This window comes from Pseudomonas sp. S2_E02 (assembly GCF_054668355.1).
On record NZ_CP162761.1, the window covers coordinates 3,592,575 to 3,617,556 of the forward strand.

26 protein-coding genes are annotated in these 24,982 nt (G+C 59.6%); 13 read left to right on the forward strand and 13 right to left on the reverse strand.

What is annotated here, in order from left to right:
• The first annotated feature begins 10 nt into the window (after window positions 1-10).
• Both AB4O01_RS16100 and AB4O01_RS16105 read left to right on the forward strand, forming a co-directional pair.
• A complete protein-coding gene (locus AB4O01_RS16100; RefSeq protein ID WP_460089023.1) occupies window positions 11-289 on the forward strand; it encodes a type II toxin-antitoxin system RelE/ParE family toxin in 279 nt (92 codons plus the stop codon).
• A gap of 14 nt (window positions 290-303) precedes the next feature.
• The gene (locus tag AB4O01_RS16105; protein WP_460089024.1) at window positions 304-591 is read left to right on the forward strand and encodes a HigA family addiction module antitoxin; all 288 of its coding nucleotides are present in this window, start codon (window positions 304-306) and stop codon (window positions 589-591) included.
• A gap of 12 nt (window positions 592-603) precedes the next feature.
• On the opposite strand, the gene AB4O01_RS16110 is transcribed toward AB4O01_RS16105, so the two are convergent.
• Window positions 604-1,149: a DJ-1 family glyoxalase III gene (locus AB4O01_RS16110; protein WP_460089025.1), complete on the reverse strand. Its 546-nt coding sequence runs from the start codon at window positions 1,147-1,149 to the stop codon at window positions 604-606.
• Between the two features lie 67 nt (window positions 1,150-1,216).
• Window positions 1,217-1,651: a DUF4879 domain-containing protein gene (locus AB4O01_RS16115; RefSeq protein ID WP_371748320.1), complete on the reverse strand. Its 435-nt coding sequence runs from the start codon at window positions 1,649-1,651 to the stop codon at window positions 1,217-1,219.
• Window positions 1,652-1,888: 237 nt separating this feature from the next.
• Between AB4O01_RS16115 and AB4O01_RS16120 the strand changes: the two genes are divergently transcribed.
• Together AB4O01_RS16120 and trmA are read left to right on the forward strand one after the other, a co-directional pair.
• Window positions 1,889-3,184, forward strand: coding sequence for an NCS2 family permease (locus tag AB4O01_RS16120; RefSeq protein ID WP_186623992.1), 1,296 nt, complete (start codon window positions 1,889-1,891; stop codon window positions 3,182-3,184).
• Window positions 3,181-4,260, forward strand: coding sequence for a tRNA (uridine(54)-C5)-methyltransferase TrmA (gene trmA, locus AB4O01_RS16125; RefSeq protein WP_414925458.1), 1,080 nt, complete (start codon window positions 3,181-3,183; stop codon window positions 4,258-4,260). Before AB4O01_RS16120 ends, trmA begins: the two co-directional genes overlap by 4 nt.
• A gap of 59 nt (window positions 4,261-4,319) precedes the next feature.
• Here the strand turns inward: trmA and AB4O01_RS16130 are convergent, their stop codons facing one another.
• Both AB4O01_RS16130 and AB4O01_RS16135 read right to left on the reverse strand, forming a co-directional pair.
• Window positions 4,320-4,763 (reverse strand): DUF2442 domain-containing protein, encoded by a 444-nt coding sequence (locus AB4O01_RS16130; RefSeq protein WP_320336296.1) that lies wholly within the window; start codon window positions 4,761-4,763, stop codon window positions 4,320-4,322.
• Window positions 4,760-5,188 carry a DUF4160 domain-containing protein gene (locus AB4O01_RS16135; RefSeq protein ID WP_093434713.1) on the reverse strand — a complete coding sequence of 143 codons (429 nt, stop codon included), beginning with the start codon at window positions 5,186-5,188 and terminating at the stop codon, window positions 4,760-4,762. Before AB4O01_RS16135 ends, AB4O01_RS16130 begins: the two co-directional genes overlap by 4 nt.
• Window positions 5,189-5,502: 314 nt before the next feature.
• Here AB4O01_RS16135 and aroQ point away from each other — a divergent pair, with 314 nt between their 5' ends.
• Entirely contained in the window at window positions 5,503-5,943 is a 441-nt protein-coding gene (aroQ, locus tag AB4O01_RS16140; protein ID WP_460089026.1) for a type II 3-dehydroquinate dehydratase, read from the forward strand.
• 5 nt (window positions 5,944-5,948) lie between these two features.
• The gene (locus tag AB4O01_RS16145) at window positions 5,949-6,803 is read left to right on the forward strand and encodes a shikimate dehydrogenase (RefSeq protein ID WP_460089027.1); all 855 of its coding nucleotides are present in this window, start codon (window positions 5,949-5,951) and stop codon (window positions 6,801-6,803) included.
• Window positions 6,804-6,902: 99 nt separating this feature from the next.
• On the opposite strand, the gene AB4O01_RS16150 is transcribed toward AB4O01_RS16145, so the two are convergent.
• Entirely contained in the window at window positions 6,903-7,580 is a 678-nt protein-coding gene (locus tag AB4O01_RS16150) for a TetR family transcriptional regulator (protein WP_460089028.1), read from the reverse strand.
• Window positions 7,581-7,681: 101 nt separating this feature from the next.
• The gene (gene quiC / locus AB4O01_RS16155; protein ID WP_099757239.1) at window positions 7,682-9,583 is read right to left on the reverse strand and encodes a 3-dehydroshikimate dehydratase QuiC; all 1,902 of its coding nucleotides are present in this window, start codon (window positions 9,581-9,583) and stop codon (window positions 7,682-7,684) included.
• 359 nt (window positions 9,584-9,942) lie between these two features.
• Here quiC and AB4O01_RS16160 point away from each other — a divergent pair, with 359 nt between their 5' ends.
• On the forward strand, window positions 9,943-11,280 hold the full coding sequence (locus AB4O01_RS16160) for an MFS transporter (RefSeq protein ID WP_099757240.1): 1,338 nt from the start codon (window positions 9,943-9,945) through the stop codon (window positions 11,278-11,280).
• Window positions 11,281-11,409: 129 nt separating this feature from the next.
• On the opposite strand, the gene AB4O01_RS16165 is transcribed toward AB4O01_RS16160, so the two are convergent.
• The 4 genes from AB4O01_RS16165 to AB4O01_RS16180 all read right to left on the reverse strand — a co-directional run bounded on the left by AB4O01_RS16165 (window position 11,410) and on the right by AB4O01_RS16180 (window position 15,301).
• Window positions 11,410-12,288: a DMT family transporter gene (locus tag AB4O01_RS16165; RefSeq protein ID WP_034153813.1), complete on the reverse strand. Its 879-nt coding sequence runs from the start codon at window positions 12,286-12,288 to the stop codon at window positions 11,410-11,412.
• 113 nt (window positions 12,289-12,401) lie between these two features.
• Window positions 12,402-13,217, reverse strand: coding sequence for a sugar phosphate isomerase/epimerase family protein (locus AB4O01_RS16170; RefSeq protein WP_186623997.1), 816 nt, complete (start codon window positions 13,215-13,217; stop codon window positions 12,402-12,404).
• A gap of 2 nt (window positions 13,218-13,219) precedes the next feature.
• Entirely contained in the window at window positions 13,220-14,281 is a 1,062-nt protein-coding gene (locus tag AB4O01_RS16175; RefSeq protein WP_460089029.1) for a Gfo/Idh/MocA family protein, read from the reverse strand.
• 243 nt (window positions 14,282-14,524) lie between these two features.
• On the reverse strand, window positions 14,525-15,301 hold the full coding sequence (locus AB4O01_RS16180; protein WP_460089030.1) for an IclR family transcriptional regulator: 777 nt from the start codon (window positions 15,299-15,301) through the stop codon (window positions 14,525-14,527).
• A 176-nt stretch (window positions 15,302-15,477) separates the two neighbouring features.
• On the opposite strand from AB4O01_RS16180, the gene AB4O01_RS16185 reads away from it, so the two are divergent.
• The 4 genes from AB4O01_RS16185 (at window position 15,478) to AB4O01_RS16200 (ending at window position 20,065) form a co-directional block, all read left to right on the forward strand.
• Window positions 15,478-17,217: an FAD-dependent oxidoreductase gene (locus tag AB4O01_RS16185; protein WP_460089031.1), complete on the forward strand. Its 1,740-nt coding sequence runs from the start codon at window positions 15,478-15,480 to the stop codon at window positions 17,215-17,217.
• Window positions 17,201-18,034 (forward strand): aldo/keto reductase, encoded by an 834-nt coding sequence (locus tag AB4O01_RS16190; protein ID WP_460089032.1) that lies wholly within the window; start codon window positions 17,201-17,203, stop codon window positions 18,032-18,034. The genes AB4O01_RS16185 and AB4O01_RS16190 overlap by 17 nt, the downstream gene beginning before the upstream one ends.
• A 192-nt stretch (window positions 18,035-18,226) precedes the next feature.
• A complete protein-coding gene (gene ypfJ, locus AB4O01_RS16195) occupies window positions 18,227-19,111 on the forward strand; it encodes a KPN_02809 family neutral zinc metallopeptidase (RefSeq protein WP_460089033.1) in 885 nt (294 codons plus the stop codon).
• Window positions 19,112-20,065, forward strand: a complete 954-nt coding sequence (locus AB4O01_RS16200) for an alpha/beta hydrolase family protein (RefSeq protein WP_116255888.1) — start codon at window positions 19,112-19,114, stop codon at window positions 20,063-20,065.
• A gap of 115 nt (window positions 20,066-20,180) precedes the next feature.
• Here the strand turns inward: AB4O01_RS16200 and AB4O01_RS16205 are convergent, their stop codons facing one another.
• From AB4O01_RS16205 to AB4O01_RS16215, 3 genes are all read right to left on the reverse strand, one after another.
• Window positions 20,181-20,774, reverse strand: a complete 594-nt coding sequence (locus tag AB4O01_RS16205) for an HAD family hydrolase (protein WP_116255889.1) — start codon at window positions 20,772-20,774, stop codon at window positions 20,181-20,183.
• Window positions 20,771-21,640 (reverse strand): acyl-CoA thioesterase II, encoded by an 870-nt coding sequence (gene tesB, locus AB4O01_RS16210; RefSeq protein WP_003228466.1) that lies wholly within the window; start codon window positions 21,638-21,640, stop codon window positions 20,771-20,773. Before tesB ends, AB4O01_RS16205 begins: the two co-directional genes overlap by 4 nt.
• 111 nt (window positions 21,641-21,751) lie before the next feature.
• Window positions 21,752-22,321: a GNAT family N-acetyltransferase gene (locus AB4O01_RS16215; protein WP_093434681.1), complete on the reverse strand. Its 570-nt coding sequence runs from the start codon at window positions 22,319-22,321 to the stop codon at window positions 21,752-21,754.
• A gap of 82 nt (window positions 22,322-22,403) precedes the next feature.
• Here AB4O01_RS16215 and AB4O01_RS16220 point away from each other — a divergent pair, with 82 nt between their 5' ends.
• Window positions 22,404-23,324, forward strand: a complete 921-nt coding sequence (locus tag AB4O01_RS16220) for a histone deacetylase family protein (RefSeq protein ID WP_099757249.1) — start codon at window positions 22,404-22,406, stop codon at window positions 23,322-23,324.
• A 281-nt stretch (window positions 23,325-23,605) separates the two neighbouring features.
• Window positions 23,606-24,841, forward strand: coding sequence for a TIGR03862 family flavoprotein (locus tag AB4O01_RS16225; RefSeq protein WP_460089034.1), 1,236 nt, complete (start codon window positions 23,606-23,608; stop codon window positions 24,839-24,841).
• Window positions 24,842-24,982: the final 141 nt, after the last annotated feature.

A 24,982-nucleotide genomic window follows, 5' to 3' on the forward strand; every position in this document is an offset into this window, starting at 1 on the left:
ACTCCAGCCCATGATCAAATCCTTTCAGCACAAAGGCCTTCGAGGCTTCTATGAAACAGGTTCGCCTCGCGGGATTCGTGCCGACCACGCAAAACGGCTGTCGCGCATGCTGCAGTTCATGGATCGCGCTACGATTCCCGCAGATCTAGACCTTCCGGGTTGGCGCCTGCATCGATTGAAAGGTGAACTGACGGAGTACTGGTCGCTGAGCGTTTCAGGCAACTGGCGAGTGATCTTTCGTTTTGTCGGTTCGGATATTGAACTGGTCGATTATCTGGATTACCACTGACAGGAGGCAGGCTCATGCCCATGCACAACCCGCCACACCCCGGCGAAACCCTGCTGATGGATGTTTTGCCCGAGCTTGGCATCAGCGTGACCGAATTGGCCCGACACTTGGGCTTCGCGCGCCCACATCTTTCCCGTGTACTACACGGACATGCGCCAATCAGCCCGGATCTGGCTGTGCGTCTTGAGCGTGCTGGCATTGGCAAGGCGCGTGTGTGGCTAGGCGTACAAACCGACTACGATCTGTGGCAAGCGGAGCATCGGGAGCAACCGGTTATCGAACTGATCGCTGTCCACCCCTGACACCTCCAGCCACTACAACTCCCCCGCCACTTTTGCCCGCACGGCCTTGCCGCCGAGTTGCTCGACCAGCGTCAAGGCAAACTCCAGCGCAGCGCCTGAGCCTTGTGCGGTGACGCAGTTGCCGTCGACCACCACCGGTTGATCAACAAACGTACAGCCCGAGAGTTGATGGCTCGCGCTGGGCAGGCAGGTCATGCGCCGCTGGCGCAGCACGCCGAAGGATTGCAGGGCGATGGCCGGGGATTCGGCGATGGCGGCGAACAGGCGGCCGGCACTGGCCTGATCCTTGACCAGTTGTTGCAGCGGTTGATGCGCAGCCAGGTGTTGCGAACCGACGGCGCCGCCGGGCAGTACGATCAGGTCGAAGGTTTGCGCCAGCACGTCGACCAGCATGCCATCGGCGGTCAGGCGTGTGCCACGGGCGCAGGTGAGCATGCGTCGCCCTTCAATACTGGCGGCCACCACCTCGATGCCGGCCCTGCGCAGCACGTCGATCAGGGTCACGCTTTGCAGATCATCGATGCCCTCGGCGAGGGTAATCAGGGCTCTAAAGGTCATGGGCGTTATCCGCTGGGTGATCTTCCAAGCGTAGACAGCTTTGTCCGGCCCTGTTCGCAGACAGCCGTTACTTGATGTAAAGCTGGGTCGACATCGTATTGCGTGGCGCGTTGATCGAGGTGTTGCTGAAGGTGAAGGTGCCTTCCTGCTTGCCCGCCAGATCGAAGGTATAAAGAGAACCGACGGTTTTGTTGCCGGGAGTGCACTCGGTCAGGTTGCCGTTATCAAAGGCACAGACCGGCGCTCGGGTGCCGTTCACCTCGAAACCGTCCAGGGTGGCATGCGGCTGGCTCTGGCCGTATCCGACTTCCAGTACATAGACCTTGATGCTCGGCCCACTATGATTGCATTGGGTCTGCGTCTGGCCATCGGCAATGTCCTCCAGGCCACAGGCCGGCGATTGCACCTTGATCACTTTCACTTGGGTCAACGGCTCCGCCGAGGCCGCCAGCACTATCGGAGCCACGGCCATCAGTGCTGCAATCAAACCCGAAACCTTCATCCAGCACCTGCTCATGCGCTTCCCGTCCCGAAAAAATCAGCGCGCAGTATGGCGCAGTTGGCTTCTAGGCAAAACTTCGCCGACGATCGACACCAACAACCGCCATATTCCTCACGCTGCTGGTATGATGCGCGGCTTTTTCCGGCCCACCACAATTTTCCAGGCGCTTGCGATGGTCTGTGCTTTGCTGTTGAGGTCGATACATTCACGGCGCCACGCGCGCCACGGGGAGCAGACATGCTGGAAAGGCTGTTTCAACTCAAGGCACACAACACCAACGTGCGCACCGAGATTCTGGCGGGCATCACGACTTTCTTGGCCATGGCCTACATTCTGTTCGTCAACCCGAGCATTCTCGGTGAGACCGGCATGGACAAGGGCGCAGTGTTCGTCGCTACCTGTCTGGCCGCCGCGATCGGTTCGACGATCATGGGCCTGATCGCCAATTACCCGATCGCCCTTGCGCCGGGCATGGGTCTGAACGCCTTCTTCACCTACACCGTTGTCCTGCACATGGGCCACACCTGGCAAGTGGCGCTGGGCGCGGTGTTCATCTCGGCGGTGTGCTTCTTCCTGCTGTCGATCTTCCGCATCCGTGAATGGATCATCAACAGCATCCCGCTGCCGCTGCGCTCGGCGATTGCTGCCGGTATCGGCCTGTTCCTGGCACTGATCGCCCTGCACAACGCAGGTATCGTCGTCAGCAATCCGGCGACCATGGTCGGCCTTGGTGACCTGAAACAACCTGCACCGATTCTCGCCACCCTCGGTTTCGCCCTGATCGTCGCCCTCGAAGCATTGAAAGTGCGCGGCGCGGTGCTGATCGGCATTCTGGCGGTGACCATCATTTCCATCGCCATGGGTTTCACCCCGTTCGGCGGCGTGACCTCGATGCCGCCTTCGCTGGCCCCGACCTTCCTGCAACTGGACATCAAAGGTGCGCTGGACATCGGTCTGGTCAGCGTGATCTTCGCGTTCCTGTTCGTTGATCTGTTCGACAACTCCGGCACCCTGATCGGCGTCGCCAAGCGCGCCGGCCTGATGGGCAAAGACGGCCACATGCCGAAAATGGGTCGTGCGCTGATCGCCGACAGCACCGCGGCCATGGCCGGTTCGTTGCTCGGCACGTCGACCACCACCAGCTACATCGAATCCGCGGCTGGCGTGAGTGCGGGCGGGCGTACCGGTCTGACGGCCATCGTCGTGGCGATTCTGTTCCTGCTGGCACTGTTCTTCTCGCCACTGGCGGCCAGCGTTCCGGCGTTCGCCACCGCGCCGGCACTGCTGTTCGTCGCCGTGTTGATGACTTCCGGTCTGGCGGAAATAGACTGGGACGACATCACCGTCGCCGCGCCGGTCGTGGTGACCGCGCTGGCCATGCCATTCACTTACTCGATCGCCAACGGCATCGCGTTCGGCTTCATCGCCTGGACCGTGATCAAGTTGCTGTCCGGCCGCGCTCGTGAGCTGAACCCGGCGCTGGTGATTCTGTCGATTCTGTTTGTGATCAAGTTGGGTTGGTTCAACGCATGACATTCGATTCCCAGGCTTACGCCGAGCAACTTGAAGCCAAGGTCACGCGTTTGCGTGATCTGCTGGCGCCGTTCGATGCCCCCGAGCCGACCGTGTTCGACTCGCCGCTGCAGAACTTCCGTCTGCGCGCCGAATTCCGCCTATGGCGCGAAGGTGGCGAGCGGCATTACGCGATGTTTTCTCAGGACGACAAACGCACGCCGATCCTCATCGAAGCGTTCCCGATTGCCAGCCTGCGCATCAACCAGTTGATGCCGCAATTAAAGGCTGCCTGGCAGGCCAGTTCGGCGCTGAGCCACAAGCTGTTTCAAGTGGAGTTTCTGACCACACTGTCTGGCGATGCGATGATCACCCTGTGCTATCACCGCCCGCTGGACGAACACTGGCACGCGGCAGCAACCAGGTTGTCGGCGGATCTCGGTGTGAGCATCATTGGACGCTCGAAGGGTAAACGCGAAGTGCTTGGCCTCGATTACGTGGTCGAAAAACTCGAAGTCGGCGGCCGCACTTTCAGCTATCGCCAGCCGGAAGGCGCGTTCACCCAGCCGAACGGTACGGTGAACCAGAAGATGCTCAACTGGGCGTACGAAGCACTCGGTGACCGCACTGACGACTTGCTGGAGCTGTATTGCGGTAACGGCAACTTCACCCTGCCGCTCGCGACTCGCGTGCGCAAAGTGCTGGCTACCGAAATCAGCAAAACCTCGGTCAACGCTGCACTGAGTAACCTCAGCGAAAACGCTGTGGATAACGTCACCCTGGTGCGTTTGTCCGCCGAAGAACTGACCGAAGCGCTCAACGACGTGCGCCCGTTCCGTCGCCTGCAAGGCATCGACCTGAAGAGCTACGAGTTCGGCAGCGTCTTTGTCGACCCGCCGCGCGCCGGCATGGATCCGGACACCTGCGAGCTGACCCGACGTTTCGATAACATCCTGTACATCTCCTGCAACCCGGAAACCCTGGCGGCGAACATTGCCCAGTTGCACGACACCCACCGCATTACGCAGTGTGCGTTGTTCGACCAGTTCCCGTGGACGCATCATATGGAATCGGGTGTGTTGCTGACCCGGCGTTGATTACGGGACAGCAGATACGAAAAAGCCGTCGTGATTGACGGCTTTTTTGTGGGCGCTCACTAAGCGGGATCGACCTTACGCGGACGCCCGCCCTTTTTGCCATTCGCCCGAGCAGCTTCGGACTTCGCAGCACTGCTTTGACGACCGTTACGTGAAGCAACCACCGACGCGGCCATCCTCATGAGTGACGGGCTCGCTGAAATCAGCCCGGCAATGGAAACGTCAAGGTCTTTGCCCTCATGGCACAGCGCAGTGCCTGCGAAGCCGACTGTCAGCCCCTCGTAATCGCCTGCATCAAACCCGTCAAACTCTGGATACTGGTTCACCGGAAGCAACACACCACTGCCATCCTCAAAACGGATGACCAGAGATGATTCTTCAAAGGTTACGGAGACAGCCTGCAAGCTACTCGCTCGGCGTGCCTCCCCTTGCAGGATGGCGGCGTCGATCATCTCCTCCGTCAGGGGACGATGTGTGGATGGCTTAGCCTTGATGACTTTCATAAATCGATTTCCACTCCTTCCAATGCGCCTATCAATGTCAGAAGAGTTTTGCCCTCTTCTGGCAGATAACGCGCCGATCCCACTCTGTATGTCTTGTCAGTGACGAGTTTCATCCCCAGCACTTCGTTTGAATGGCTGTCCCACAATTGATTGTCGAGACAGACAGTTTGCAATCTTGACCACCAGATCCCGCGTGCTCGTCGCAGATGAGCAGGCTGCTCAAGAGATCGACACAAGCCATCCAGCACGGTTAACGGTGGTCGACGAGAAAGCGGCATGACATCCCAAAGCTCAATATCGTTGTGCCAGAAACTGAACTGTAATCGGGCGCTCCAGCTACCTGAATTCACGTGAACGTGCGGGGGGCAATGCTCATCTCGCAACATGATGACAATCGACAATCCTTTGTAGCTGCACACCTTCATGCTAACCCATCCGTTAGGTTAATAAGTTTCAGGATTCAAGATTCCTTTCAAATCCGACGACTGGTGATCGGCACATGACGTTTCACCGCTTTTCAGGCTAGCGTCGCAACAGGTCATGAGCCGGGCAATCTCCAGTGAAAAACGTAAGCAAAGCTGTCGTCATATCTCGATCAATATTGCTTCTGTGCGATCACCGAACATAAAACGCCACCTCCATTTTTGTTCAATTGACCATGGTAACCATCTAGTACATTTTATCTCCACAGGCTGAAATCCTCGGCCAAAGCCAAAAACAATAAGTGGAGTTACCCCTCATGCCCCCTATCGTTCTGGTGCTCAACGGCCCGAACCTGAACCTGCTCGGCACCCGCGAGCCGGCGACTTACGGTCACGAAACCTTGGCGGACATCTCGGCGTTGTGCGGTCGCGCAGGCGAAGAATTCGGCCTGGCCGTAAAGTTTCGTCAGACCAATCACGAAGGCGAACTGCTCGACTGGATTCACGCTGCCCGCGGCCGTTGCGCCGGGATCGTGATCAATCCGGCCGCGTGGACGCATACTTCGGTGGCGATTCGCGACGCACTGGTGGCCAGTGAATTGCCGGTGATTGAGGTACACCTGTCCAACGTCCACGCCCGCGAGCCGTTTCGTCATCACTCGTTTGTCTCGGCGATTGCCACGGCGGTAATGGCCGGGTTTGGCAGTCATGGCTATCGCCTGGCGCTGGAACATTTCAGTCAGCGGCTGAAGGGGTAATGCGCATGTCTCGCTCTAACGTAATACTCGCCGGGTTGATCGGCGCCGGCATTCAGGCCTCGCGCACGCCGGCGCTGCATGAGCACGAAGGTGATGCCCAAGGCCTGCGTTATCTGTACCGACTGATCGATCTCGATCAACTGAAAATGGACAGCACCGCCCTGCCCGACCTGCTGCTGGCGGCCGAGCGGATGAACTACACCGGGCTGAACATCACCTTCCCGTGCAAGCAGGCAATCATTCCGCTGCTTGATGAGTTGTCGCCGGAAGCCAAAGGTATTGGCGCGGTGAACACCGTGGTGTTGAAGGACGGTAAACGTGTCGGCCACAACACTGACTGCCTTGGATTCGCCGAGGGTTTTCGCCGGGGGCTGAAGGACGCTGCCCGCAAGCGCGTAGTCCAGATGGGCGCCGGTGGCGCAGGCGCAGCAGTGGCCCACGCATTGTTGAGCGAAGGCGTACAGCAACTGACTATTTTCGATGTCGATCGTGAACGCGCTGAGAGTCTGGCGAACAATCTCAATCAGCATTTCGGCTCGGGTCGCGCCGTGGCCGGGCAAGATCTAACGAGTACGCTGAATCAGGCCGACGGGCTGGTGAATACCACGCCAATGGGCATGGCCAAACTGCCGGGCATGCCGGTGCCGGTCGAACTGCTGCGCAAGGAATTGTGGGTGGCGGAGATTGTGTATTTCCCGCTGGAAACCGAACTGCTGCGCAACGCCCGCGCGCTGGGTTGCCGGACGCTGGACGGCGGCAACATGGCGGTGTTTCAGGCAGTGAAAGCGTTTGAATTGTTCAGTGACGTGGTGCCGGACGCGCAGCGGATGCTCGCGCATTTTCAAAGCATGAATGGCTGAGTTCTTTCCCCCTGCTCGCGAAGGCTTACGGCCAGCCAATACATCTATTGACTGACACACCGCTTGCGCGAGCAGGCTCGCTCCCACAGGGGGAATGTGTCAGGCCTGCAGGTAGCGCAGCACCGATTCGCAAATCATCTCGCGATGCCGCTGTTTGATGCTTTCATCCGGCAGATCGATCTGAAAGATCTCGCCAAATGTGTGCCGGTTCGACACACGATAGAAGCAGAACGAGCTGATCAGCAAATGCACATCCAGCGCATCCAGCCCCACACGGAAAACACCTTCAGCAGCACCACGACGCAGTATCTCGCCGAGTGAATCGAGGATGGTGTTGTTCATCGCTTTGATCGCGTCGGAACGCTTCACGTATTCGGCGTTGTGGATGTTTTCGATGCTGACGATGCGCACGAAATCGACATTGCGGTCGTGGTGATCGAAGGTAAATTCCACCAGACGCCGAATCGCCTCTACCGGCGCCAGCTCGGCCAGGTGCAAACGGTTTTCGGTGTTGCGAATATCGCCATATAGCTTTTCCAGCACCTCGACGTACAACTGCTCCTTACTGCCGAAGTAGTAATAGATCATGCGTTTGGAGGTGTGGATTCGCTCGGCGATCGCATCGACGCGAGCCCCAGACAAGCCTTGCTGGACGAACTCGACGATCGCCTCCTGCAAGATGTTCTCGCGGGTCTTTTCCGGGTTGTTCTTGCGACTCTTGCGCGGCTCTACAGTGGAAACTTCAGAAGCTGCGGAAAGTTCTGTATTCATCGTCATTGCGGGCTCACGGCCATCACTGCACAGGCGGCGATTATGGGCTGCGCAGCACAGTGAAGGAAGCCGCGCGGCCCGTGTTTAATCCCGCGTTTACGAATTTCCTACAACTTCGCCTGGCGCACGGCACCACTGCGAGATTTGGCCATCGCCGCCAGGCGCACCGCGACGTTCGCCGCGCCATACCCGGCATAGCCATTCTTGCGCTGGATGATCTCGAAGAAGAAACGCCCTTCAAACGGTTCGGTGTAGACGTGGAACAGCTCACCGCCCTGGGCATCACGGTCGTACAGAACGTTGTAATACGCCAGTTCACTGAGAAACTCGTCGTCAAAATCGAAGCGCGCGGCAAGGTCGTCGTAATAGTTGAGCGGAATATCCAGTAGCGGCACGCCGGCTTCTTTGGCGCGACTGACTTCGGCGAAGATGTCGTCACAATCGAAGGCGATGTGGTGCACACCGGAGCCGCGATAACTCGACAGCGCGTGGGAGATGGCGGTGTTGCGGTTCTCGGAGATGTTCAGCGGCAAGCGGATCGAACTGTCGCGGCTACGCAAGGCGCGGCTCTTCACCAGACCATACGGATCAGGCAGCACCACTTCATCGTCCGCTTCGAAATCCAGCAGGCTCTTGTAGAACAGCACCCAACTGTCGAGGCTGTCGGCCGGCAACGCCATGGCCATATGATCGATACGCTTGAGACCGCCACGGGCCGGCGCGTCTGCCAGCAGGTTGAAATCGGTGCCGTAGACGTCGGCCTGTTCATCCACCAGATAAATCAGGCTGCCGTCCGGCGCGCGCACCGCTGCCAGTTCCAGTTCGTTGGGGCCGACCAGTCCACGATAGGGCTGACCTTTGTAAGCGACGGCGCGGGCTAGCGCACTGGCGCTGTCCTTGACCCGCACAGCCGTGGCACACAGCGACGGGCCGTGAGCCTCGAAGAAGCTGTGGGCAAAGGAATACGGTTCGGAGTTGAGGATCAGGTTGATGTCGCCCTGACGCAACAGACTCACGCTCTTGGAACGATGCTGCCCAGCCTTGACGAACCCCAAGCGTTCCAGCCAGTTCGACAGTTTGGCGCCGAGGCTTTCATCGACGGCAAACTCGAGAAACTCGATGCCGTTGTACTCGCTGGCCTTCGGTGTTTCGAAAAGGATTTCGCGATTGGCGACAGGTGTCGCTTCCTGCTCAAGACGCTGACGGGTTTTCTCTTCCAGATACAGCAGTGAACGTAAACCGTCGGCGGCATTGGCCCGTGGCGGCGCGGCGCGGAAGCCATCGTTGAAAATTTCCAGCGACAGTGGCCCGGTGTAACCGCTCTGGATGATCGGCGCGAGGAAGCCCGGCAGATCGAATTCGCCCTGTCCCGGGAAGCAACGGAAATGCCGGCTCCACTCCAGCACGTCCATCTGCAGAATCGGCGCGTCGGCCATTTGCACAAAGAAAATCTTGTCGCCGGGAATGTCGGCAATGGCGCGGGGATCGCCCTTCAGCGACAACGTATGGAAGCTGTCGAGCAACACACCGAGGCTCGGGTGATCGGCCTGACGCACGATGTCCCAGACCTGTTGATAAGTATTCACGTGACGGCCCCACGCCAGCGCTTCGTAACCAATGCGCAAGCCGCGCGCACCGGCATGCTCGGCCAGCAGGCGCAGGTCATCGACGAGAATTTGTTGATCACCGACGCTGTCGGCCGAGGCGTTACTGCAGACCAGCACCAGGTCGGTGCCCAGTTCCTGCATCAGGTCGAACTTGCGTTCGGCGCGCTCAAGGTTGCGCGCGAGGCGATCACGGCGGCAGCCTTCGAAATCGCGGAACGGTTGAAACAGAGTGATGGCGATGCCGAGATCGGCGCACATCTGTTTAATTTCCCGCGGGCTGCCGTCGTAGTACAGGAGGTCGTTTTCGAAAATCTCCACCCCGTCGAACCCGGCGGCGGCGATGGCTTCGAGTTTTTCCGGCAGGGTGCCGCTCAAGGAAACGGTGGCAATGGAACGCTGCATGTTTCAACTCCCGGACTGCGCCGCTTTATCTTTACTGTAGGAGCCGCCGAAGGCTGCGATCGTTTGATCTTGATTACCAAAACAGCAAAATCAAAAGATCGCAGCCTTCGGCAGCTCCTACATGGGATGGGTTTTTATAGTGGGGAAATTATTGGCTGCATTGAACCGCGCAGCAATTTAAAGTGTACTACCCGGTTAGTTTTGCGTGCGATTATCGAACACAATGGCGGTTTGGCGAATTGACGATTTTTCGTCCACTGCCCAACATCGACTGCACATTGAGTCCGGATCTGAACCACCGGTCGCAGCGTGCAAGTAACAAGCACACCAAATAACAAATCCAAAAACGGGTGGAACACATGATTCCTTCACAGACTTCCCGCATGGCTCCGGCCATGAGCACTGCCACGGGTGGCATCGGCGACAAGATCCGCGGCGCCATGGCTGTCGGCAAGACCCGTTGGGGCATGCTGGCGCTGGTGTTTTTCGCCACTACCCTGAACTACATCGACCGCGCCGCCCTCGGCGTCATGCAGCCCATCCTCGCCAAGGAAATGAGCTGGACGGCGATGGATTACGCCAACATCAACTTCTGGTTTCAGGTCGGCTACGCGATCGGTTTCGTCCTGCAAGGACGCTTGATCGACCGGGTCGGCGTCAAGCGCGTGTTCTTCTGCGCCGTGCTGCTCTGGAGTCTGGCCACCGGTGCCCACGGTCTGGCAACGTCAGCCGTTGGTTTCATGGTCTGCCGGTTTATCCTCGGCCTGACTGAAGCGGCGAACTACCCGGCCTGCGTGAAAACCACGCGCCTGTGGTTCCCGGCCGGCGAACGTGCGGTTGCCACCGGCATCTTCAACGCCGGCACCAACGTCGGTGCGATGTTCACGCCGATGCTGCTGCCACTGGTGCTGCACGTCTGGGGCTGGCAAGCGGCGTTCCTGTGCATGTCGGCACTGGGCGGCATCTGGTTGCTGTTCTGGGGCTTGAAATACTTCAACCCGGAAGATCACCCGAGCGTGAAACAGTCCGAGCTGGACTACATCCAGCAAGAAGTCGAACCGGAACAGGCCCGCGTACCGTTCTCGAAAATCCTGCGGATGCGCGGCACCTGGGCCTTCGCCCTCGCCTACTCGCTGACCGCGCCGGTGTTCTGGTTCTATCTGTACTGGCTGCCACCGTTCCTCAATCAGCAATACAACCTGGGCATCAACGTCACCCAGATGGGCATTCCGCTGATCATCATTTACGTCACGGCTGACTTCGGCAGCGTCGGTGGCGGCATTCTGTCTTCGTTCCTGATCGGTCGCGGGATGAACTCGATCAAGGCGCGGCTGCTGTCGATGTTCCTGTTTGCTTGCTGCATCATCGGCGTGATCATGGCCGCCGGCTCAGCCAACCTGTGGGTGGCAGTGGCAGCGATTTCCCTGGCCATCGGCGCACACCAGGCGTGGACAGCAAACATCTGGAGCCTGGTGATGGACTACACGCCCAAGCACATGATGAGCACCGTGTTCGGTTTCGGCGGCATGTGCGCAGCGATCGGCGGGATGTTCATGACCCAGATCGTCGGCCACATCCTCACCGTCACCAACAACAACTACACCGTGTTGTTCACCCTGATTCCGGCGATGTACTTCATTGCGCTGACGTGGATGTATTTCATGGCACCGCGCAAGATTCCTACCGTCACCGAATAACCTGACCACTTGATTGGCCCCTTGTGGGAGCGAGCTTGCTCGCGAATGCGGACTGACAGTCGAAACAAATGTGACTGACATACCGCTTTCGCGAGCAAGCTCGCTCCCACAGTTTCTTGTGTTGTCAGCTCAACGGCGGCTCTGCTGCCACGCTGCCGCCAGTCCGCTGCAACAGATCACCGCGATACCAATGATCGTCAGCAGACTCGGCGTGTGATTGAACAGCAGCCAGCCCAACAACCCGGCAAACACAATCTGGCAATAACCGAACGGCGCCAGCAGTGCCGGAGCGGCATGGCGGAACGCCTGGGTCAGAAACAAATGCGCGGTCATCCCGCAACTGCCCAGCGCCAGCATCAACCCGGCATGGGTCAACGTCGGCACCTGCCAGAAGAACGGCACCAGTGCACTCATCACCAGCGTGTTGCATAACCCGGCGAAAAAGTTGCTGGTGGTCGGGCTGTCCACCTCGGCGAGCTTGCGGGTCAGCAGTTGATAAAAGCAGAAAAACAGCGCCGAGCAGAACGGCAGCAACACCGCCGGAGTGAACAACTCACCGCCGGGATGGACGATGATCAGCACGCCGATAAAGCCGCAGATCACCGCGATCCATTGACCTCGGGTCACTCGCTCCTTGAGCAGCGGCACCGACAATGCGGTCACCAACACTGGCGCAAGAAAGTTGACCGCCGTGGCTTCCGCCAACGGGATGTACAACAACGCGGTGGTGAAGAACAGGCTGGTGCCGAGCAGGCACAGTGCCCGAACCAATTGCCATAGCGGCTTCTTGGTGCGCAGGACACGCAATCCGGATTGCGGCAGAAAAATCCCCGCCATCAGCAGTGTGTGCACCAGATAGCGCGCCCAGACCACCATCACGATCGGATAAAAACCGGACAGGTATTTCGACAATGCGTCGTGACTGGAGAACAGGAAGGTTGCCACGACAATCAGCAAGATCCCCTTGAAGGGTTGGTTGACACCGGAGAGCGGGGTGCTGACAGTCATTGGTTATCCCTGTTTGAACAACAATACGGTGGCGAAGGGGATCGCGCGGCGGTCGCCGATTGGGGACGGCTACGCAGTCCACTGGGAGCAAGCTCCCTCGCCACAAAAAAGACTCACAGTCGCGCCAACAATTCCCGCGTCCTGTCGATCGCCATCTGCGCTCGCTCCAATCCGCTCACGCCCTGCTCCAGCAGTTTTACCGTGGGAATTTCCAGACTCAGTGGAATATTAGTCGGCAGCGCTCGCAGCAACCCGAGCAGATCGCAATCACCCTCGCCGGGAAACCGCCGCTCGTTGCGCGCCTGACGCAAGATCTCGGCCATGTCTGACGGCCTCGGCCCCGCTACATCACATAATTGCGCATAACGCAGACGCGACACTGGCACTTCAGCCAGATCCTCCAAGCGTGACGCCGAACGATCAAAGTGGAACGCATCGACCAGCACCGCAGCGTTTTCCCGATCAGCGTTTTCGACCATTCGCAGCGCTTGTTCGAGGTTGCGCGCATCAGTCCAGGGCATGAACTCCAGATGCGGGTGCAGTCCGTAAGGCGCGGCCAGATCGCAAAGCGCCGCAAAGTTATCGGTGAGCCGCTGTTCGTCAGGATCGTTACCGGCGACCAGCAATTCGGTAGCGCCAAATTCCGCACCGACCGTAAGAAGTTTCTCGAAATCGGCGACGTCGGTTTGCGGCTTCAGACGCAGGATTTCCACGTCGAGCACGCGGATGCCGGTGTCGCGCAGCCGCTGCAAAGTCTGACGGCGCAATTCAGCATCGGCGACCAAAGGGAAATGATGCTCCTCGGGCGTCGCCGGTTCCAGGCGCAGGCCGACATGGCTGTAACCAGCACGTGCCGCCACTTCGACCATTTGCGGTGGCGACAACTCCAGCACAGTGAGGCTGGCCAGAGACAGGATTCGTTCGCTCATGTTCAAGCCTCAATCAGTGCAGGGGTGCAGGCACGGCCGGTGGCGGCGGCCTCGCGGATCGCTTCGATCAGCGCCAAAGTGCGCGCAGCGTCGGCCGCACTCACCAGCGGCTCGACTTCATGCCGCGCCACGCGTACGAAATGCAGTAACTGCAAGCGTAAAGCGTCGTCACCGCCGTAGGATTCTTCGACCATCAACAAGGGCTCATGCCAACCGGCGTCGAACTGCTCAGCGGCATAGTGCCAACGCTTGAGCTGCGGAATGCTCAACGCTCCGGCGGTTCCGGCCAGCAGATAGCACGGCTGATCCGCATGACGTGGATACGCCGGGTTCTCGCCGGAATCCAGCTCCCAACTCCACGGCGCGGCGACCGCGTCGGAACCGCTCAATGTGCCCAGTGTGCCGCCTTCGAATCGCAGCAACACCGCCGCACTGTCTTCGTTGGCGAAACCGCGCACGGCGTTGTCGGTGATCGCTTGCACCGAGCGTACTTCACCGCACAGATGTCGTAATAGATCGAGGTCGTGAATCAGGTTGGTCAGCAACATCCCGGCGCCCGGTTCACGGCGCCACGGGATCTCGAAATAACTGTCCGGTTTGCGCAACTGGAACAGTGCAGTCACCGTGATCAGCCGTCCAAGCGCCCTGCTCTGCACCAGCTCATGAGCGCGAACGATCAGCGGATTGTGGCGCCGATGATGGCCGACCAGCACCGGCACGCCGCTGCTTTTGACCGCCGCAACCAGTTCGCGCACTTCATCCAGGTGCACGCCGACCGGCTTCTCCAGAAGCACCGGCACACCCGCCGCCAGACAATCGAGCGCCGTGCTGACGTGTTGATTATTCGGATTGGCGACGATCACCGCGTCTGGCCGGATTTGCTCCAGCATCTGACGATGATCAGCGAAATGCCTTACACCCCATTCCGCCGCAAGCCCTGCTGCTTGCGGCCCGGGATCCGCCACCGCGCACAGCGTTGCTTCGTTGAGGGTTTGCAGATGCCGATAATGTTGCTGGCCCATGTTGCCGGCGCCGATCAGGGCGATTCGAAGGGGCGAATTCAAGGTACGGTCCTTTTGTGATTGTTGTTGGAATATCACTCCAGCAACAATTTAGAACCCAGTTCCAGAATCAAACACCCATCCATCCTAAAACCGTGCGAACACCGCACAACTTCGTGAACAACAAAAATCCCCTGTAGGAGTGAGCCTGCTCGCGATAGCGGAGTGTCAGTCGCCGTTAACGTTGGCTGACATACCGCTATCGCGAGCAGGCTCACTCCTACAGGGGGTCTGTGTGAACTCGGATTAGATAAACAGTTCTGAGGCCAGGCTTGCTGCTGATAATTCTTCGGTAAAGGTCAGCAACAGCGGTGCCAGCTCATGCAACCGCGCCCCCGGCATCCGCGCACTGGGACCGGCAATACTCAGTACACCAATCACCCGACCATCCGTTGGATGCCTCACCACCGCCGCAATCGCTGAAGTCCCCACTGCCGAACTTTCTTCGACACAGGCATAACCCTGCTCACGAGCCAGACGCAGCCGTTCCAGCAACTCGATATTTGAACGCGGCGCATTCGGCCCGATCCCCACCGGCACCTCCGCCGCCTGCCGCTCGACCAGTGACAACGCCTCGGCGTCGCTCATGCACGCCAGCCACGCATGCCCCGACGCGGTGTAGAACAGCGGCGCGTCGCGGCCCATGTCCGGGTCGTAACGCAGACCGGTGCGCGCGCCTTGTGCCTTGGCGATCCAGGTCTGGCGCTCGCCATCGATCACGCCCAGACGCACCAGTTCGCCGGTTTCCTGCGCCAGTCGGTCGAGTACCGGCTGGACGATATCGGCACCGCAGCTCGACAGGTATTGAAAGCCCATAGCGACCAGTTTGGTCGACAAGTGATAGCGCAACGTTTCCGCATTCTGCCGTACGTAGCCCAACCGAATCAGCTCGGCGAGCAAGCGGTGTGTTGCACTCTTGGGGATAACCAGCTGCTCGGCGAGCGTCTGCATCGGCAGCCCGCGTGGATCACTGGTGAGGCTTTCCAGCACGCTGAAAACCCGTTCGATTTGACTGCCGGCCATGGAGACGTCCAAAGAAATTTTGCCGATTCTAGAAGACATTGGCGGCAAAGCGAAATCTGGAACCGGCTGTTCGATAACCGCCCATTTTATAGGCTCAAGGCTTGTAGAGTCGTCGCGACACTGGTTATTTTCTGGAATCAAATTCCAAAAAAAACTTACTGCCGGAGCGTTGTTTGATGTCTGCCGAACACCCTGATATCGACTGCGACGTATTGGTCGTCGGTTCCGGTGCCGCCGGTTTATCGGCCGCCGTGACTGCCGCGTGGCATGGTTTGAAAGTCATCGTTGTCGAGAAAGATCCGGTTTTCGGTGGCGCCACTGCCTGGTCCGGTGGCTGGGCGTGGGTGCCGTGCAATCCACTAGCGCGTCGGGCCGGGATCATCGAAGACATCGAACAACCGCGCACCTATTTGCGCCATGAACTGGGCGAGCACTTCGACCCGGCGATGATCGACGCTTTCCTTGAAGCGGGACCGCGCATGGTCGCTTTTTTCGAGCAACACACTGTGCTGCAATTTGCCGATGGCAATGCCATTGCCGACATTCATGGCGACACGCCGGGCGCTGGCACTGGTGGCCGCTCGGTCATCGCCGCGCCTTATGATGGACGCAAGGTCGGACGCTTGCTCAAGCGCCTTCGTACAACGATGCGCGAAACGTCCTTCATGGGCATGCCGATCATGGCCGGCGCCGATCTGTCGGCGTTCCTCAATCTGACCCGTTCACTGAAAGCCGCATGGCATGTCACCCGGCGCTTTACCCGACATTTGCTAGATCTCGCGATCCATGGCCGGGCCATGCAATTGGTCAATGGCGTGGCGTTGATTGCACGATTGGCAAAATCCGCCGAAGACATCGGCGTGTTGCTCTGGGAATCGGCACCCGTGACAGCGTTGCTGCGTGAAGGCGCTCGCGTCTCGGGCGCTGTGGTCAACACAGACAAAGGCCCGATCCGCATTCATGCACGCAAAGCCGTAGTGCTCGCCGCCGGTGGTTTTGCCAATGACATCGAGCGGCGCAAAGCCCTGTTCCCGCGCACGCCGACCGGTCACGAGCATTGGGCGCTGCCGCCGCTGGCCGTCGACGGCGATGGTTTGCGCCTGGGCGAAAGTGTCGGCGCACGGGTCAATGCCAATGTAGCTTCGCCCGTGGCGTGGGCGCCGGTGTCGCAAGTGCCACATCCCGACGGCAGCATCGGCCATTTCCCACACATCATTGAGCGCGGCAAACCCGGGATCATCGGTGTACTGAGTAACGGCCAACGGTTCGTCAACGAAGCCAACGGTTATTACGACTACGTCAGCGCCATGGTCGCTGCTGCGCCGGAAGGTGAAGAAGTCGCCTCATGGCTGATCTGTACGCGCGCCTTTCAACGGCGTTATGGACTGGGCATATCGCGGCCATTTCCGCTGCCAGTGTCAGATTTTATCCGCAGCGGCTATCTGAAAAGCGGCAACAGTATTGAAGAATTGGCCCGCGCCTGCGGCATCGATCCGAGCGGATTGCGCCACACCCTCGACGATTACAACCGCCATGCCCGTCACGGCGAAGACCCGTTGTTCGGTCGCGGCGCAACACCCTACAACCGCAAACAAGGTGATCCGGCGAACCTTCCCAACCCCTGCGTTGCCCCAATAGACACTGGCCCGTTCTACGCCGTGAAAGTCCAGCCGGGCTGCTTCGGCACCTTCGCCGGGCTCAAGGTCAACCCGCACGCGCAAGTACTGGATGCCCACGAACAGCCCATCGCCGGCCTCTACGCAGCCGGTGGCGACATGGCCAGCATCATGGGCGGCCACTACCCGGCGGGCGGTATCAACATCGGCCCGGCGCTGACTTTCGGTTACATCGCCGCCCGGCATATCGCCGGTATGACTGCTTTCGAACAGGAGATCGACCATGCAGCACATCGTTAATGCCCAAGGTTTGAACATGCCGAAACTCGGCCTCGGCACCTGGCCGATGCTCGGCGACGAATGCACTCGCGCCGTGGAGCAAGCGCTGGAATTGGGATATCGACACATCGACACAGCGGCGGCCTACAACAACGAGGAAGCCGTCGGACAAGCACTGGCGAATACCCCGACACCGCGCGAGCAAATTCACGTCACCACCAAAGTCTGGTGGGATCAGCTGCAACCCGACGCGATGCGCCATTCCATGGACCGCAGCCTTACCGCGTTGCGCAGCGACTACGTCGACTTGTTCATGATCCACTGGCCGAGCACCGACTGGGACCTGCCACGCACCCTCGAGACATTGGCTTCGTTCAAAAAACAGGGGCTGGCACGCAACATCGGCGTGGCGAATTTTCCGCTGCCATTGCTGCGCAAAGTCGTCGAAGACTATGGGATTGCTCTGTCAGCGATTCAGGTCGAATACCACGTCCTGCTCGGCCAAAACGCCCTGCTCGACTACGCCCGTCAACACGACATGGCACTAACGGCCTACACCCCGCTGGCGCGCAACAAGGTCTCAGACATCCCGCAGATTCAACAGATCGCCGAAAAGCACGGCGTGCTGCCGACTCAGGTCGCACTGAAATGGCTGCTGGATCAGCCCAACGTCGCGGCGATTCCCAAGGCCAGCAGCCGGGCCAATCAACTGGCCAACCTCGCATCGCTGAAAGTTGAACTGGATGATGAAGACCGCGCATTGATTGCAGCACTGCCGAAAAACCAACGTCAGGTCAGCCCGGATTTCGCCCCGGAGTGGGATGCCTTTGATCGCTGATTGATAATCCAGCGATAGAAATCCTGCGCGGGATTGAATTTGCCGCGCGCCAGACCGTCAATAACAGGCCCGACCTCGTCAGCACGAGGCCGGGCCTGTTTGCGTGTGGCCAATAGACGGACGACCGGACTGGCGCCACACTCACACAACAGCAACACTCATCACCACCCGATACACACAGAGGATTCCCACATGCTATGGAAAAAAGGCCGACGCAGTGACAACGTCGTCGATGCCCGTGGTGATGATGCCGGCGGTGGCGGCATGCGCTTCGGTGGCGGCAAAGGCCTGAGCCTGGGGGCGATTCTGCTGATCGTCGGCATTGGCTGGATCACCGGGCAGGACCCAATGCAGATCCTCGGCCAGCTCGCCGGGCAATCCACACAACAATCTGCACCTACTTCGCAAACCCGCCAGGCACCGCCGGCCAATGATGAACAGGCCGAATTCGTCCGTTCGATCCTTGGTGACACCGAAGACACCTGGGGCGCGATTTTCCAACAGGCCGGGCGCCAATATAAGGACCCGACCTTGGTGCTGTTCAGCAATCGGGTCAATTCCGCCTGCGGTCTGGCGACCTCGGCCACTGGCCCGTTCTATTGCCCGGCGGACCAGAAGGTCTACCTGGACATGGCGTTCTTCCAGGAAATGTCGCAACGCTTCAAAGCGGCCGGCGACTTCGCCCAGGCCTACGTGATCGCGCATGAAGTCGGACATCATGTGCAGACGCTTCTCGGCGTCTCGGCGAAAATTCAGACAGCTCGCCAGCAAGGTCGGCAGATGGAAGGCGACGGCGGTTTGCTGGTGCGTCAGGAATTGCAGGCCGACTGCCTGGCCGGCGTCTGGGCCTACAGTGCGCAGAAGCGTTTGAACTGGCTGGAACCGGGCGATATCGAAGAGGCCTTGAATGCGGCCAACGCCATCGGTGATGATCGCCTGCAACAACAGGGTCAGGGCCGTGTGGTGCCGGACTCGTTTACCCACGGTACGTCGGCGCAAAGGGTGCGCTGGTTCAAAACCGGATTCGCGCAGGGCCAGGTCGGCCAGTGCGACACCTTCGCGGCGAAAAACCTGTAAATGCATAAATGGCTTTTGGCGTTACTGATCGTTGGCAGCACTGCGCAAGCCGCCGGTGTCGATGCGATCAGCCCCGGTCGTTTGCAACTCAAGGCCGGGGAAATGGCGGTCGGCATTGGTCCTGCGCCGGAGAAGATCGAACGGGTGCTGATCGTCATTCATGGCCGGTTGCGCAACTCGGAAACCTATCGCAAAAGCGCCGAGAGCGCCGCCGAGCTGGCGGGACAAAGTGCCCACACGCTGGTAATCGCGCCGCAGTTCCTCAATGAAAGCGATGTCGCGCTGTACTCGCTCCCCGCCACGTTGCTGCGCTGGCAAGGCAACGAGTGGATGGGCGGCGGCTTATCCACAGGGCCGAACCCGTTGAGTTCCTACGCCGCACTTGATGAGATCGTCGGACGGATCAGCGACCGCAAACAGTTTCCCGACGTGAAGCAGATCGTGATCTTCGGTCATTCCGGCGGTGGCCAGGTGGTGCAGCGCTATGCCCTGCTGGCCAAGGATCAGCCTGCGTTGAAGGCCAACGGCATTCGCTTGCGCTACGTGGTGGCCAACCCGTCATCTTATGCCTACTTCAATGAACAACGGCCGGTAGCGTTCGATCACGCCAAATGCGCGGGTTTCAATCGCTGGAAGTACGGTCTGTCAGACATGCCGGTGTACGCCGGTGGGCAAACGCCGTTGCAGCTTGAGAGCAGTTACATCAAACGCGAGGTGATTTATCTGCTTGGACAGCAGGACGTCGATCCCAAGCATCCAGCGTTGGACAAGCGCTGTGAAGCCGAGGCGCAAGGTGCGTATCGCCTGGAGCGTGGGAAGTTGTACTTCGGCTATTTGCTGCGTCGGCATCCGGAAGGGGTGAATCAACGATTGGTTGAAGTGCCCGGGGTCGGGCATAACGGCGATGGAATGCTGACCTCGCCGGAGGGGCAGAAGGCGTTGTTCGATCAGTAAACTGTTTGGCGGATTTTATGCCCTCTTCGCGAGCAAGCTCGCTCCCACATTTGGAATACATTTCCCTGTGGGAGCGAGCTTGCTCGCGAAGAGGCCAGCTCAGGCAGCAAAGATTTCAGGCCAGCAGCATCCGCCGCAACTCGACACAATCCTTCGCATGCCAATCGGCCAACTCGGGCCACGGGTTATCCGGCAAATTCACCAACACCGTGCGCGCCCCCGCCGCTCGCCCGCAATCCAGATCAAAACGGTAATCACCGACCATGACCATCGCGCTGGCCGGCACGTCCCAGGCGTTTGCCAGTTTCAGCAAACCACCCGGATGCGGCTTCGGCGGCGCTTCATCGCGGCCCAACACATCGTCCACCGCGAAGCAATCAGCCAAACCAATCGCTTCTAGCGTCACATGCGCCAGTTCCCGCGCGTTGCGGGTGAGGATGCCGAGGCGATAACCGCGTGCGTGCAGATCACGCACCAGCTCCACCGCTCCGGTGGCCGGGGTCGAACCCAGTGCCAGATCCCTTTCATGTTCCAGCAGCCAGGCGTGTTTCGCCGCCGCTTCATCCGCCGGCAACGCGGCGAGATGAGTGAGGATGTCGTCCTCCGGCGGAATCGCCAGCGCCACGCGAATCGCCGCAAAATCATGCACGGCGACGGTCAACGTGCCGTCCATATCGAACACCCAGTGCTTGACCTCTTTCAGACTCATGCCCAGTCCTTGCGATGGCGGATCAGGCCTTCCTGCGTCACCGAAGCGACCAGTTGCCCGGCGCGGTTGTACACGCTGCCACGAGAGAATCCACGGGAATTGCCGGCCCACGGACTGTCCATCGCGTAGAGCAACCAGTCATCGGCGCGCAGATCGTTGTGGAACCACAGCGCGTGATCAAGGCTGGCGACCTGCATGTCTTTCTGCCAGACCGATTTGCCGTGGGGCAGCATTGAGGTGGTCAACAAACCGAAGTCCGAGGCGTACGCCAACAAGTATTTGTGCAGTGCCGGGATGTCGGCCAATGCGCCGTCGGCACGGAACCACACATATTTGACCGGATCGGCCGGCTGCGGGTTGTACGGGTCCTTTTCGGTGACCGGGCGTACTTCGATCGGTTTCGGGCACAGCAGTTTTTCACGCATGTGTTCCGGAATCAGGTGCGCGCGTTGCTGGGTCAATTCCAGCTCCGACGGCAGATTTTCCGGGCCGACCACCACCGGCATCTGACTCTGGTGCTCGAAGCCTGCCTCGTCGTATTGAAACGAAGCGCTGCAGGTGAAGATCGGATGGCCCTTCTGGATCGCTGTGACGCGGCGAGTGCTGAAACTGCCGCCATCGCGCACGCGATCAACCGAGTAGACCACTGGCAACTTGGCATCGCCCGGACGCAGGAAATAGCCGTGCATCGAATGCACATGGCGCGCCTCTTCAACGGTCTGACTGGCCGCCGACAGCGACTGGCCGAGCACCTGGCCACCGAACAACTGACGGAAACCCAGATCCTGGCTACGGCCACGGAACAGGTTTTCTTCGATCGGTTCCAGGGTCAGCAAGTCGACCAGATCTTCCAACACTTGGCTCATTCAGACTCTCCTCACACAAAGCACTATGCCGCGCAGTCTTGGCTGCGGCGGCCGATTCAGATTCTGGCGCGGGCCAATGATATGGCGGCCATTGTAAACGTCCGTGTCGGCTTATCCATGCAAGGTTTGCAGCCATTGTTCCCGCGTAATGCGGTACAGCAGATGCCGTCTTAGCGGATGATCGACCGCAAGCTTGGGGTGATCAAAATCATCTTCCGGGGCGTGATGCATGCCGATCGCCTGCATGACTTTCTCTGAGGGCAAATTGGATTGCGCGGTGAAGGAAACGATTTCCTTCAATGCCAACCGATCAAAGCCGCAACGCAGAGCGGTCCACGCTGCTTCGCTGGCGTAACCCAGGCCCCAATGTTCCTTGGCCAGGCGCCAGCCGATTTCCACTGCCGGGGTGAACGGTGCATCGAAACCAACCACGCCGAGCCCGGTGAAACCAATGAATTCGCCACTGTCCTTGCGCTCCAGCGCCCACAGGCCAAAACCGTGTTCGGCAAAATGCCCGCGCACGCGGCCGATCATCGACGCACTTTCCAGGCGGCTCAATGGTGTCGGGAAGTAGCGCATCACTTGAGGATCGGCGCACATCGCGGCAAATGCCGGCAAATCCTCGTCCTGCCACTGACGCATCAGCAAGCGCGCGCTTTCAAGTTCCAGTATCGGCTCCATCATGCCCCTCCGTTTCCATGCCGCAAGTCTACATCGCTGGTAGGATCCTTCACTCTTTCCTACGTTCCTACATGAAACCGCCATGCCACTGCCGCTGATCTACCACGAAGACTACAGCCCCGAGTTTCCGGCGGATCACCGCTTCCCGATGGACAAGTTTCGTCTGCTGCGCGATCACCTGGTCGACAGCGGTTTGACCCGCGACGCTGATCTGCTGCGCCCGGATATCTGCCCCAACGACATCCTCGCCCTCGCCCATGACCGTGCGTATATCGAACGCTATATGAGCGGCGAGTTGTCCCGCGAAGACCAACGGCGTCTGGGTCTACCGTGGAACGAAGCCTTGGCACGGCGCACGGTACGGGCGGTCGGCGGTTCGATTCTGGCCGCGGAGAAAGCCTTGGAGCATGGGCTGGCCTGTCACTTGGCCGGCGGCACTCACCATGCGCATTACGACTACCCGGCGGGGTTCTGCATTTTCAATGACCTGGCGATCATCAGCCATTACCTGCTGCAAAGCGGCCGGGTGAATCGCGTGCTGATCTTCGATTGCGATGTGCATCAGGGTGACGGCACCGCGCGAATTCTGCATGACACGCCGGAGGCGATTACTGTTTCCCTGCACTGCGAGAAGAATTTTCCTGCACGCAAAGCCGAAAGTGACTGGGACATTCCGCTGCCCAAAGGCATGGGCGACGCTGACTATTTGAAAGTGGTCGACGACACACTCAATTACTTGTTGCCGCTGTATCAACCGGACCTGGTGCTGTACGACGCCGGCGTTGATGTACACAAAGACGACGCCCTCGGTTATCTGCAACTGACTGACGAAGGCGTCGCCGCCCGCGATGAAAGCGTGATGCGCCATTGCCTGGGCCGCGACATTCCGGTGATGGGCGTGATTGGCGGCGGTTACAGCAAGGATCGCCACGCCCTCGCACGCCGCCACGGCATCCTCCATCACAGCGCCCAACGGGTCTGGCAGTCACACGGTTGTCATTGAGTTGTGCTGCGTTACCCACAATCGCTGTGGAACGGCCTGTGGATAACCTGAGTGAAAGGGACTGCAGGCCATACCGGTTATGGCCTGCAGCGCACTGATCATTTTTCAACCAACATTTCAAGCCAATCCGAATCCCTTGTAGGAGTGAGCCTGCTCGCGATAGCGTCAGCACCTTCAACATTAACTTGGCTGATACACCGCTATCGCGAGCAGGCTCACTCCTACAAAAGATCTCGACTGTTAGAATGCGCGCCTTATCCCGCCATACCGCAGCGCTCACCATGACCCAGAACTCCGCCTCCTCCCCCGCTCACGTCGCCATCATCGGCGGTGGCCCCGCCGGCCTGATGGCCGCCGAAGTGCTGAGCCAGGCCGGAATCCGCGTCGATCTCTACGACGGCATGCCCTCGGTGGGCCGCAAGTTCCTGCTCGCTGGCGTCGGCGGCATGAACATCACCCACTCCGAAGCCTACCCGGCGTTCCTTTCACGCTACGCCGAGCGCGCCCCGCAAATCGCCCCGCTGCTGCGCGGTTTCGACGCCGATGCGTTGTGTAAATGGATTCACGACCTGGGCATCGAAACCTTTGTGGGCAGCTCCGGCCGGGTGTTCCCCACAGATATGAAAGCGGCCCCGCTACTGCGCGCCTGGCTCAAACGTCTGCGCGACAGCGGCGTCGTTATCCACACCCGCCATCGCTGGCTCGGTTGGGATGCACATGGCGCGCTGCGCATCGACAGCCCGGAAGGTGAAATCACCGTCAAACCCGATGCCACGCTGCTTGCCCTCGGCGGCGGCAGTTGGTCGCGCCTCGGTTCCGACGGTGCGTGGATGCTGCCGCTGGAGCAACGCGGTGTAGGACTGGCGCCGTTGCAACCGAGCAATTGCGGCTTCGAGGTGCAGGCCTGGAGCGATTTGATGGTGAGCAAATTCGCCGGCGCACCGCTGAAAAATATCGCCATCGGTTTGAACGACGATGTACCGCGCTTGGGCGAATGCGTGATCACCGCGACCGGCATTGAAGGCAGTCTGATTTATGCGCTGTCGGCGCCGATTCGTGAGGCGATCAACCAATATGGCGCCGCGGTTGTTCACATTGATCTGTTGCCCGGCCGGCCTGTGGATAAATTGCAGGCGGCGTTGAGCAAACCACGCGGTTCGCGGTCGATGGCCAAGCATCTGCACAGTCAGGTCGGGATTGATGGGGTGAAAGCGGCGTTGTTGCGCGAGTTGACTGATGCGGCGACGTTTGCTGATCCGGCGCTGTTGGCGCGGGCGATCAAGGCGTTGCCGCTGACTCTGGTCAGAACGCGGCCATTGGACGAGGCGATCAGCAGTGCCGGGGGCGTGACGTTCGAGGTGATGGATGAGCGCTTGATGCTCAAGGTGTTGCCGGGAGTGTTCTGCGCGGGGGAGATGCTTGATTGGGAAGCGCCAACGGGCGGGTATTTGCTGACGGGGTGTTTTGCCAGTGGCCGGGCGGCCGGGTTGGGAATTGTGCAGTGGCTGAAAAGCTAAACCCTCACCCCAGCCCTCTCCCAGAGGGAGAGGGAGCCGACCGAGGTGTCTGGCGTCCAACATCGACCTGAAACACCGAGTCGATTATGGATTCGGCCAACCGACCGAGGTGTCTGGCGAAACTCTGTCGATTATGGATTC